11 protein-coding genes are annotated in these 9,237 nt (G+C 45.4%); 6 read left to right on the top strand and 5 right to left on the bottom strand.

Features of this window, described 5'->3' with window-relative positions:
• Positions 1–35 precede the first annotated feature (35 nt).
• The 3 genes from N5P32_RS06465 to N5P32_RS18170 all read right to left on the bottom strand — a co-directional run bounded on the left by N5P32_RS06465 (position 36) and on the right by N5P32_RS18170 (position 3,516).
• On the bottom strand, positions 36–881 hold the full coding sequence (locus N5P32_RS06465; RefSeq protein WP_265728296.1) for an ABC transporter substrate-binding protein: 846 nt from the start codon (positions 879–881) through the stop codon (positions 36–38).
• Between the two features lie 57 nt (positions 882–938).
• Complete coding sequence (locus tag N5P32_RS06460; protein ID WP_265728295.1) at positions 939–1,949, bottom strand: LacI family DNA-binding transcriptional regulator; 1,011 nt, start codon at positions 1,947–1,949, stop codon at positions 939–941.
• 268 nt (positions 1,950–2,217) lie between these two features.
• On the bottom strand, positions 2,218–3,516 hold the full coding sequence (locus tag N5P32_RS18170; protein WP_409371081.1) for a methyl-accepting chemotaxis protein: 1,299 nt from the start codon (positions 3,514–3,516) through the stop codon (positions 2,218–2,220).
• A 201-nt stretch (positions 3,517–3,717) separates the two neighbouring features.
• On the opposite strand from N5P32_RS18170, the gene N5P32_RS06445 reads away from it, so the two are divergent.
• The 3 genes from N5P32_RS06445 to N5P32_RS06435 all read left to right on the top strand — a co-directional run bounded on the left by N5P32_RS06445 (position 3,718) and on the right by N5P32_RS06435 (position 5,450).
• Complete coding sequence (locus tag N5P32_RS06445; protein WP_265728294.1) at positions 3,718–4,905, top strand: GGDEF domain-containing protein; 1,188 nt, start codon at positions 3,718–3,720, stop codon at positions 4,903–4,905.
• Positions 4,906–4,992: 87 nt separating this feature from the next.
• The gene (locus N5P32_RS06440) at positions 4,993–5,154 is read left to right on the top strand and encodes a type II toxin-antitoxin system RelE/ParE family toxin (protein WP_322783831.1); all 162 of its coding nucleotides are present in this window, start codon (positions 4,993–4,995) and stop codon (positions 5,152–5,154) included.
• Positions 5,151–5,450, top strand: coding sequence for an addiction module antidote protein (locus N5P32_RS06435; protein ID WP_265728292.1), 300 nt, complete (start codon positions 5,151–5,153; stop codon positions 5,448–5,450). The genes N5P32_RS06440 and N5P32_RS06435 overlap by 4 nt, the downstream gene beginning before the upstream one ends.
• A 27-nt stretch (positions 5,451–5,477) precedes the next feature.
• Here the strand turns inward: N5P32_RS06435 and N5P32_RS06430 are convergent, their stop codons facing one another.
• Both N5P32_RS06430 and N5P32_RS06425 read right to left on the bottom strand, forming a co-directional pair.
• Complete coding sequence (locus N5P32_RS06430) at positions 5,478–6,068, bottom strand: DNA-3-methyladenine glycosylase I (protein WP_265728291.1); 591 nt, start codon at positions 6,066–6,068, stop codon at positions 5,478–5,480.
• On the bottom strand, positions 6,052–6,984 hold the full coding sequence (locus N5P32_RS06425) for a LysR family transcriptional regulator (RefSeq protein ID WP_265728290.1): 933 nt from the start codon (positions 6,982–6,984) through the stop codon (positions 6,052–6,054). The genes N5P32_RS06430 and N5P32_RS06425 overlap by 17 nt, the downstream gene beginning before the upstream one ends.
• Positions 6,985–7,254: 270 nt before the next feature.
• On the opposite strand from N5P32_RS06425, the gene N5P32_RS06420 reads away from it, so the two are divergent.
• The 3 genes from N5P32_RS06420 to N5P32_RS06410 all read left to right on the top strand — a co-directional run bounded on the left by N5P32_RS06420 (position 7,255) and on the right by N5P32_RS06410 (position 8,942).
• The gene (locus N5P32_RS06420; RefSeq protein WP_265728289.1) at positions 7,255–7,839 is read left to right on the top strand and encodes a transporter substrate-binding domain-containing protein; all 585 of its coding nucleotides are present in this window, start codon (positions 7,255–7,257) and stop codon (positions 7,837–7,839) included.
• A 65-nt stretch (positions 7,840–7,904) separates the two neighbouring features.
• Positions 7,905–8,285 (top strand): hypothetical protein, encoded by a 381-nt coding sequence (locus N5P32_RS06415; protein ID WP_265728288.1) that lies wholly within the window; start codon positions 7,905–7,907, stop codon positions 8,283–8,285.
• Positions 8,286–8,390: 105 nt separating this feature from the next.
• Positions 8,391–8,942, top strand: a complete 552-nt coding sequence (locus N5P32_RS06410; protein WP_265728287.1) for an ABC transporter permease subunit — start codon at positions 8,391–8,393, stop codon at positions 8,940–8,942.
• The last annotated feature ends 295 nt before the right edge of the window (positions 8,943–9,237 follow it).

The raw sequence follows: 9,237 nt of genomic DNA, 5'->3' as shown, positions 1-9,237 counted from the left end.
CATCGAAGGTGCCACCGCTAAGTTCTTTGAAGTTCTCAGAAGACAAAGCAGCCTTTGGCGACTTCTGCCAAAGCAAGGTCATCCATTATGTAAGTGGAATAGAAGAACATGCCCATCTTGCCTTGTAAGTAATAATCCCGAGCGCGCCAGTTCTGTGGCCCTGGTGGATTGTATTTAGCTAACTCTTTGTAATACTTAATAGTTTCTAGCGTTGCTGGGCTGTTGAAGACCAAATTACCCTTGGCATCGAACTCAGCGGCGTTATTGGACAATGCCAGCTGAGTAAAGACTTGTTCTGTGTAGCTGTCTTGCTTGGTGCCGACCAAAATACCGTATTGATTATTGGCTTTGTCGGTCAGTGCTTTGGCAGCGGTTTCGATGTTTTCCCATGTGTTTGGCGCCGCTAGACCTTTTTCATCAAACCAATCTTTGCGATACCAAATACCCTGAATCCAACCATGATAAGGCAAGCCGTAATATTCCCCTGAGGGTGAGGTTAGGGTGGTCAAAGCACCTTTATGGAAACGGTTTTTGCCAATGTCTTTGATGACGCCTTGGTGAGTTTTAGTATCGACAATGCCTTCTTCGCCCAACGCCATGATGATTTCAGAATTCACTTCAATCAGCTGTGGAGTGGTACCAGCGGCGACGGCGGCTGCCATTTGTGTTGCCATTTCATTTTCATCAACGGCGACGACTTTGACCGTCACGCCATCGTTTAAAGCTTCAAAGGTACTCGCCAGTAATTCTATATTTTGTAAGCGGTCAGTTTGGGTTTGTGCGGTCCAAAACCCTACCGTGGCGGCGTGAGCGAGCTGGCTTATCAGGAGTCCGTTTGCCAGCATTGTGCCGGCGACGAATAGTGAAGTTTTACTTTTCATTATGGCTTCCTCTTGTTTTTATTTGTCTGCTTCTTATGACTTTAAGAACGCTTGTTATTAAAGTCCTATCGTCACAACCCCCGGAGCTAAAACGACTTGAAGGTCCTTCACCGGAGTCCCTTTGATGCGCGCTACCATCATCTGGGCAAGCTGTTCACCGATTTGCGTTGGCGGCGCTTGCTGAATGCTGGTGATCCCCATACTGGCGGTCAGCTCATCTGCGGGTGTATCACAACCAATTACACACACAGGCTTATCTCTTTCGTGTAGCTGTGTGTTGTGCAATCGCATGGCCGCCAATGCGGCGGCTCGCGCGCTGGTGCTGGTTAGGCAAATCAACGCGGTGATATCTGGGTGCTGGAGTAGAAATTCGGCACAAGCGAGGTAACTTTCTTCCTCGTCAAAGCCCACTTCCAACCATTGTTCAGACGCAAGAGAAAGCCCAATTTGCTCGGCAGCATCTTGGATGCCACGTCGCCTTTCTTGGGCGAAAAAATACCGCTCGCTTACTGACACCACGCCAATTTGGCGGTGTCCTTGTTTATACAGGCGGCTAAGACTTAAATGACCGACTTGGTAATTATCCAAATCTAGCCAAGCAAATTGCGCCGCGCGCTCGGTGCGTCCGTAACACACAAAAGGTACGTTAAGTTTCAGTAAACGATGAACTTTCGGGTCGTTAACCCGAGTGCGAAGGAGGAGAAAACCGTCTTGATCGCCTGCTTTTACTAGGCGTTCAAATTCGCTTAATTCCTGTTTGCCGGTATCGATTGCGACCACTTGCAGCAAATAACCTTCTGCTTGCAGCGCATGTCGAGTCCCAGCCAACACCTTCGAAAGAATGGGGTCGAGATATTGCGTGTCTTGGCAAGGAATGATTGCCGTAATCACACGTTTTGCTTGCACCCAATGAGCCATTTCTGGCCCTTTCAATTGGTAGCCCTGTCGTGCTGCTTCTTTTAGCACACGTTTTTTTGTACTCGGGCTAATGTCTGGGTAATCGTTCAGTGCTCGTGACACTGTGGATACCGACAACTCCAACTGGGTTGCTATCTCTTTAATTGACATAGTGTTTTAGATGCACCTAACCATTCTTATTGTTATTACTGTCCATCATTTAAACCGAATTTAAAAGGCTTAATCGTGCATTTTGTGACCAGCAATAATTGACGTTAAGACCGAAAATGTTTCGATGCAATACTTTATTTTTGCACAATTTGGGAGCGTTTTAGAGGTGAGCAATGGTGCTTTTGAGGAGAGGATTTCGTGGAGAGTCGAACATAAACAATACGGTTTACCTTAAGGCAGGATGATAAACCGTATTGCCATGTTGTGTTTAAGGCTTCATTTTTTCGACCATTTCTACAAATCGAGAGACGCCAGAGGTGATCTCTGTCAGACCTCGTGATACTTCGTTGATGCTTTCTTGGCCGTGCAGAGCGATGCCTGTCACTGAGCGTAGCATGTCGTCCATCTCGGTGATCAAGTTGTGGTTTTTTTCCACCACGTCGCCGATTTCTGCGGTGGCGGTGGCGGTATTACTGGCCAGTTTACGCACTTCGTCGGCCACCACGGAAAAACCGCGCCCTGCGTCGCCTGCTCGTGCTGCTTCGATGGCAGCATTGAGTGCCAGTAAGTTGGTTTGGTCGGCAATAGAGCGAATGGTCACAACGATGTCAGAAATGCTTTTAGATTGTGATTTAAGCAAATCACCTATTTCTGCTGCGTCTTTTACTTTGTCTGCAATTTCATTGGAGGTTTGAACGGATGTATTTAGAATGTCGACCGCATTCGCTGACACTTGGCTGGTTTGTTCGGATGTCGCGGCGGCAAGTTCTACAGCATTTAACGCATTGTTAACGCGTTCTGTGATGTCGGATGCAAACTTGATGACCTTATAGACACGGCCTTTCTCGTCAAAGATGGGGTTATAAGTTGCCTCTAGCCAAATGACCTTTCCATCACCGTCAAACCGCTGAAAACGTCCTGAGAAGTGTTTCCCATTGGCTAAATCCACCCAAAAAGACGGGTTGTCTCGGTAGAATTTATCATCGCAAAACATTTTATGGTGTTTACCGACTATGTCTTCACGATCGTATTTCATCGCGCGATAAAAGTTTGTGTTGGCGTTGAGTATAGTGCCCTGAGTGTCAAACTCGATAACGGCAAGAGAGCGATCGAGAGCGGCCAAAACCGCTTTTTGGTTTTTTAGGTCTTCTTGGATATCGGTAATGTCGCTGGCAATTTTAATGACTTTACTGACATGGCCCTTGTCGTCAGTAACAGGAAAATAACTGGCTTCTAAATAAATGGGATCTTTGTTTTGCTTGAAGCGTAAAAAGGTACCATTGAATGATTTCCCTGCTTTAAGATCGTCCCAGAACAGCTTGTATTCCGATGATTTAGTGTATTCGGTGTCGCAAAAGATACGGTGATGTTGGCCAATAATTTGGTCCAACGAATAGCCAACTGTGTCTAAAAACAAATTATTGGCATCCAATACAATACCGTCCATGCTGAAACTAATATAGGCCGCATTTTGCTTGATAGCGTTTAGCTCGGCTTGACATTGAAGGGATTTTTCACTGTTGGATTTGGTGTGTGACGGCTTGGCTTCTTTTCTGCTAAAAATCATCTCGTCGATCCTTAATAAGGTATGGTTTTTTGCACAATTTTTTTTATGGTTGTAATTTGCAAAAAATGTGCAGATCAGAAGTATGGTAGATATTGATAATAGTTGCATTATCAAAACATAGATTTTTTTCATTTTGTTGAAAATCGCTAAGGCTGCACTTACTATCAAAAATCCTTTACATATCTAATGCTGTTTCATTGTATGAAAAAAACACAAAACATCACTTTTACGGGAAACAAAACAAAAGCCCTTGACGTACTTTTCAACGATACAGCAATAGCGCAAGCGCTCTATCGAATGAATGTGTTTGTGGTTGATCATGACCCCCATGGTCAGCGTCTCAGTAATAGCATGATGCCGGACAAAGACGTCATGGAGCAGCTTCATTATGACCCAAGCAAATGGCTGGACTATGTTCACGAAGACGACAGGGAGCGTGTTCGCTTAATATGGGAAACAGTAATCGTAGGCAAAAAGGACATTTTTGAAGCCGAATACCGTTTTTTGGTCAATGGTGAATATCGTTGGATTGCGAACAAAGGCACCATGGTATACCGATCAGAAGATGGCCAGCCAGAACTCTATATTGCCGCCGACAGAGACATTACCGAAGAACGCCGACTGCGCCAGCTTCTAGAAGAAGAAAGAGAGCGTTTAGCGCAATTGGTGATTAGAGACGACTTCCTAAATATTCCCAATCGCCGTTACCTTGAAACCAAACAATCCCAATTTTTCGCCAATGATGGCGACACGCCCGTTGCGGTGTTGGTTTTGGATATCGACAACTTTAAACAATTAAACACTCATCTCACACATCAGGGCGGCGACCTAGTGTTAGAGCGCGTCGTGAAAACGCTACAAACTTGCCTAAGTCGTAGCGATATTTTGGCTCGGTACGGCGGTGACGAATTTGTCGTGATTCTGCCCAATACGGCATTCGAAGATGCTCAATACACCGCCCAACGTCTACTCGATGCCGTATCCCAAATCAGCATCCCCGAAATGAACAACGCATTACTGTCGATCAGTGTTGGCTTGGCTTATGGCACCCCCACCCCAGCAGAACCCTTTTGGCAGTACTTTGAAGAAGCTGACAAATTGTTGCTCAAGCGAAAGCACTCGGCAAAGCGCAGGTCCATAGTAAAAACTTGCCTTAATAGTGCATCAATAAGACGACGGTTTTTTGAACTCCTTTCTTGCTACATCAATTTCTTCCCGCATAAAGCCGTTTTCCGCATGGTCGTTGATGAGTCCCATGGATTGCATGAAGGTGAAAAAAGTATTGAGGTTAGGTTAAAAAACAACCATACTGTATTCAATCGGATACGGATTGTTTTATGTATGATATTAAACTCACGGATGAGTTCAACCTTTGGCTACGCCGACTAAAAGATCCTCTACTAGAATTCGTTTAGCCCGCCGCCTAGAAAAGGCGTCACGTGGTTTACTTGGCGATGTTAAGCCTGTAGCGATGGTTTGTATGAAATGAGAGAGCATTTTGGACCAGGTTGGAGAATGTATTACGTTCAACGCGGGACGACTTTGATCATAATGTTGGCTGGTGGCGATAAATCGACGCAAAGCAGAGACATAGAATTGGCTAAACAGCGAGCCACAAAACTGGATGATGCGACATGACTTCAATAAAAGAATTAACCAACTTTGATATGGCCGAGCAGCTTCGTACCGACGAAGACATTGCCACGTACTTGTCTATGGTGCTTGAAGATGGGGATACCAACGAGCTTATTCATGCGCTTGGTCATATTGCCAAAGTGCGAGGTATGACGCAGATCGCTAAAGACAGTGGGCTTGGGCGTGAGAGTCTTTATAAAGCCCTTCGATCCGGTTCTCGGCCACAATTTGACACGATAGTAAAAGTGCTTAAATCCCTTAATTTTGATTTGAAAGCCGTGATCCATACGCAAAAATGAGCGTATCGGCTGCGGTTGGATGTGCTTTCACGGCCTTTCAAACCCCTTCCTCGTCCGATCAATGTCCTCTCGCATAAAGCAGTTTTCTGCATGGTCGTTGATGAGTCCCATGGATTGCATGAAGGCGTACAGGGTTGTTGGGCCGACGAATTGCCAGCCGCGTTTTTTGAGCGCTTTAGCAAGGGCGATGGATTCAGCGCAGGTGGTTTGGGTTTCGGGCGGCGGTAGGGTGTTTTCGTCGGGCTCGTAGCGCCAGATGAATGCAGCCAATGAACCTTCTTTTTCAACCATTTCTATGGCGCGTTTAGCGTTATTAATCACCGCGAGGATTTTGCGTTTGTTACGCACTATGCCGTCGTTTTTGAGTAAAATAGCGACATTTTCCTCACCAAATTGAGCCACTTTATGAAAGTCGAAACCTTCGAAGGCCGCACGAAAGTTCTCTCGTTTACTTAAAATGGTTCGCCAGCTTAAGCCTGACTGAAAGGTCTCTAGACAGAGTTTTTCGAATAGACGTTGGTCGTCATCGACTGGAAAACCCCATTCGTTGTCGTGGTAATGAGGAAAGTCTGGCGCGGTGCTGGCCCACTCGCAGCGGTGTTTAGGGTCTATTGACATGATATTCCTCCGTAATCAATTGAGTTTGCTTTTCCAACTTGGCAATGAGGGCATCGTAAAAATCTTTAGCGTGACCAGACAATGGGCTCAAGTTTGAAGTAAGGACTTCTAACGGTTCAACAACGTTTGGCGCAAATGGTTTCAGTACGACATTGGATAATTGGAAAACTTTGTCAAAATAGCGAAAGTTGAGAATGTCGACTAAGGTGACGCCCATGCCTAGGTTCACGAAGGATAAACCATGAATGGTCGTATGGACTTCAAGTGAGCGATGAAAGGACAAGCCATTCTCCGCATATATACGCTTTAGTGCTTTGGTGGTGGCGTTTTCTGAGTCCAGCGTGATCCAGCTTAAATCTTGTAAATCGTCTGGGCGAATAACGTCTAATTGAGCGGCAGGGTGCTCTTTTGGTACAGCACAATAGCAAGCGAGATCAAAAGCAACCGAGTCGTGCTTTGAGGAACTTTGGGCTTTATCAACCAAGCCGATTTGATATTGTCCTGATGCGATCCCTTGTCGAATGGCCGAGCAGCCGGAAAGGTGTAAACTCACATCTACGCCAGGGTTTGCTTTCATATACTCGGCAATGAGTTCAGGTAAAAATTGATAGGACGGACCGAAAATGGTGGCGATGCGTAATCTGCCTGTTTTGCTGTTTTTTGCTCGTTTTATGCTGTCTTCTAGATGGTTTACGCCTTGCAAGATGCCATAGACCTCTTCGTGCAAGTAGAGCGCTTCATCTGTCGGAATGAGCTTGCCGTTGTTACGCACAAACAATTTATAGCCAATTTCATCTTCAAAATTCGCTAGCATTTTACTGGCCGCTGGTTGGCTGACATAGCTCCGCTCTGCGGCTCTAGTGATGCTGCCAGTAACAAAGACCTCGTGAAATATACGCAACTTATTGATGTTCATCGGCATAACCTAAAGTTATTAGACTATTAAAAATATTCAGTGTGATTATAGGAAATCTTCACATAAGATCCTAACTGTTAGTTGTTTGATCTGCATCAAAAGATTTAACAAAACGGTGTGATCACGGTATTACGACCCCTCCCTAACCCTCCCCTTGAAGAAAGGGGCGGGAACAAGAGCTTTAGCTCCTCCCTTGCTAAGGGGGAGGTTGGAAGGGGGTACCGAATAAAAAGAAATTACAAAATCAACGGCAAATAAAAGGAACGAACAATGAAGAAATTTTCTATGGCGTTAGCGGCAACCACTACGCTTCTAGCGGCAAACAGTTACGCAGCAGACACCACGTCTACCCTAGATGCAGTCAAAGAGCGTGGCTATGTAAACTGTGTAATTGGTAACTCTTTCCCCGGTTTTTACAGCTTAAACAAGGCTGGCGAATGGCAGGGCATGGACATTGATATGTGTCGTGGCGTGGCTTCCGCGGTGTTTGGTGATGCCTCTAAAGTGAAATTCCTGCCGGTACAGTGGGCACAAAGCTTCACTTCTATTAAGAGTGGTAAAGGTGACATTTTATCAAAAGGCATGACGTGGACGCTTTCCCGTGATTCAGCACAGGGCTTAGATTTTCTTGATACGTATTTTTATGACGGCCAAGGTTTCATGGTGCGTAAAGATTTGGGCGTGAAATCTGTAAAAGAGCTAAATGGCGCAACGGTATGTGTATTGACCGGAACTTCTAGCGAATTGAACATCGCGGATTACAGCCGTGCGAATAATTTAGATATAAAAACCGTCGTATTTGACGACTCTTCCGTCCGTAACACTGCTTTTTTAACAACAATTGTGACGCATTAACCAATGACAAATCGGGTTTAGCTGCGCAACGTTCTGCAGCACCGAATCCAAATGATTACGTTATTTTGCCTGAAACTATTTCCAAAGAAGCCTTATCGTTTGCTGTAAAACAAAACGACAGCGAATGGGCGAATGTTGTGAAATGGACTTTTGCTGCCATGGTTGCAGCGGAAGAGTTTGGCGTGAATTCACAAAACGTCGAGAAAATGCGTGACGAAAGCAAAAGCCCTGTGGTTCGCCGCTTACTTGGTGTTGAAGGTGATCTGAATACAGGTCTAGGACTTCCTCAGGACTGGGCATTTCAAGTTATTAAAAACGTTGGTAATTACGGTGAAGTGTACGAACGTAACGTAGGAACTGATAGTGTTTTGGGTTTAGATCGTGAAGGCACATTGAACGCGTTGTGGACGAATGGCGGTTTGATGTACGCGAAGTCTTTCCGTTAATACACGATTACTGCGCTCATAACACAGTGCTGTCTATGCGAATAGATAGGTCGCTTGGCCTATCTATTGCAACTTTGGTTTTCCTCCTTCGTTCGGTATATAGATATGATTCAGTCCTCTACGAGCAAGCCACAAAAACGCCCGACTAAGGGTGCTGGTTTGCCTTCGTCTACGACACAAAAATGGCTGTCTTTGCTTAATAATGATTCAAGCAGAGCGGTGATCTTGCAAGCCATTGTCTTGATGCTGGTTTTGTTCGGCTTGTGGTTTTTATTCGCCAATGCCAGTGAAAATTTAAACCGTCTAGGCATGACGTTTGGCTTCGATTTTCTGCAAGTGACCGCTGGCTTTAATATTAGCTGGAGCTTGATTCCTTACGACGCTGGTATGACTTACTGGCGTGTATTTTTAGTCGGTATTGTGAACACGCTGATTTTGTCTTTCTGCGTGATTGTTGTCGGCACTCTCATTGGTACAGTGGTGGGGATTTTAAGATTATCCGATAACCCTTTGGTTTCTCAACTAGCGCGCTGGTACGTTGAAGTCGTGCGTAATGTGCCTTTATTAATCCAAATTTATCTTTTGGTTTACCGTGGTGTTTTCGACCTTGCTCTGCGCCTCGTCAAAGCTATCATCTTGGCGAATGGCTTTTCCTGAATAACCGTGGCTTGTATGTGACAACGATGGATACCAGCTTGTCATGGGGATGGATTATTGCCATTGGACTTGCCTTAATCGCGGCGCTTTACGCTTTGTTCCGTTGGTCTAAACCTTATTACACCGTGTCAGGCTCTCGCTCCACCGGATTCTATATCGGCTTAGTTGTGTGGGCGTTGGCTGCTTGTTGGGTTATTTGGAGTTTTTCTAATTCGACGAGCTTGTCTGTTCCAACACTACAAGGCTTTAACTTCAGCGGCGGTGCGTTTCTTCCCTGCGTCATTCGGTGCGGCGT

Source organism: Marinomonas pontica (assembly GCF_026191375.1).
In the GTDB taxonomy this organism is placed as follows: domain Bacteria; phylum Pseudomonadota; class Gammaproteobacteria; order Pseudomonadales; family Marinomonadaceae; genus Marinomonas; species Marinomonas pontica.
The sequence above is the reverse complement of the archived record's forward strand: the minus strand, read 5'-3'. Positions and strand labels throughout refer to the sequence as shown.

Coding starts and splice junctions, on each gene's coding strand:
- N5P32_RS06410 (WP_265728287.1), top strand. CDS start 8,391: ATGATTCAGTCCTCTACGAGCAAGCCACAAAAACGCCCGACTAAGGGT.
- N5P32_RS06465 (WP_265728296.1), bottom strand. CDS start 881: ATGAAAAGTAAAACTTCACTATTCGTCGCCGGCACAATGCTGGCAAAC.
- N5P32_RS06460 (WP_265728295.1), bottom strand. CDS start 1,949: ATGTCAATTAAAGAGATAGCAACCCAGTTGGAGTTGTCGGTATCCACA.
- N5P32_RS06420 (WP_265728289.1), top strand. CDS start 7,255: ATGAAGAAATTTTCTATGGCGTTAGCGGCAACCACTACGCTTCTAGCG.
- N5P32_RS06425 (WP_265728290.1), bottom strand. CDS start 6,984: ATGAACATCAATAAGTTGCGTATATTTCACGAGGTCTTTGTTACTGGC.
- N5P32_RS18170 (WP_409371081.1), bottom strand. CDS start 3,516: ATGATTTTTAGCAGAAAAGAAGCCAAGCCGTCACACACCAAATCCAAC.
- N5P32_RS06430 (WP_265728291.1), bottom strand. CDS start 6,068: ATGTCAATAGACCCTAAACACCGCTGCGAGTGGGCCAGCACCGCGCCA.
- N5P32_RS06445 (WP_265728294.1), top strand. CDS start 3,718: ATGAAAAAAACACAAAACATCACTTTTACGGGAAACAAAACAAAAGCC.
- N5P32_RS06435 (WP_265728292.1), top strand. CDS start 5,151: ATGACTTCAATAAAAGAATTAACCAACTTTGATATGGCCGAGCAGCTT.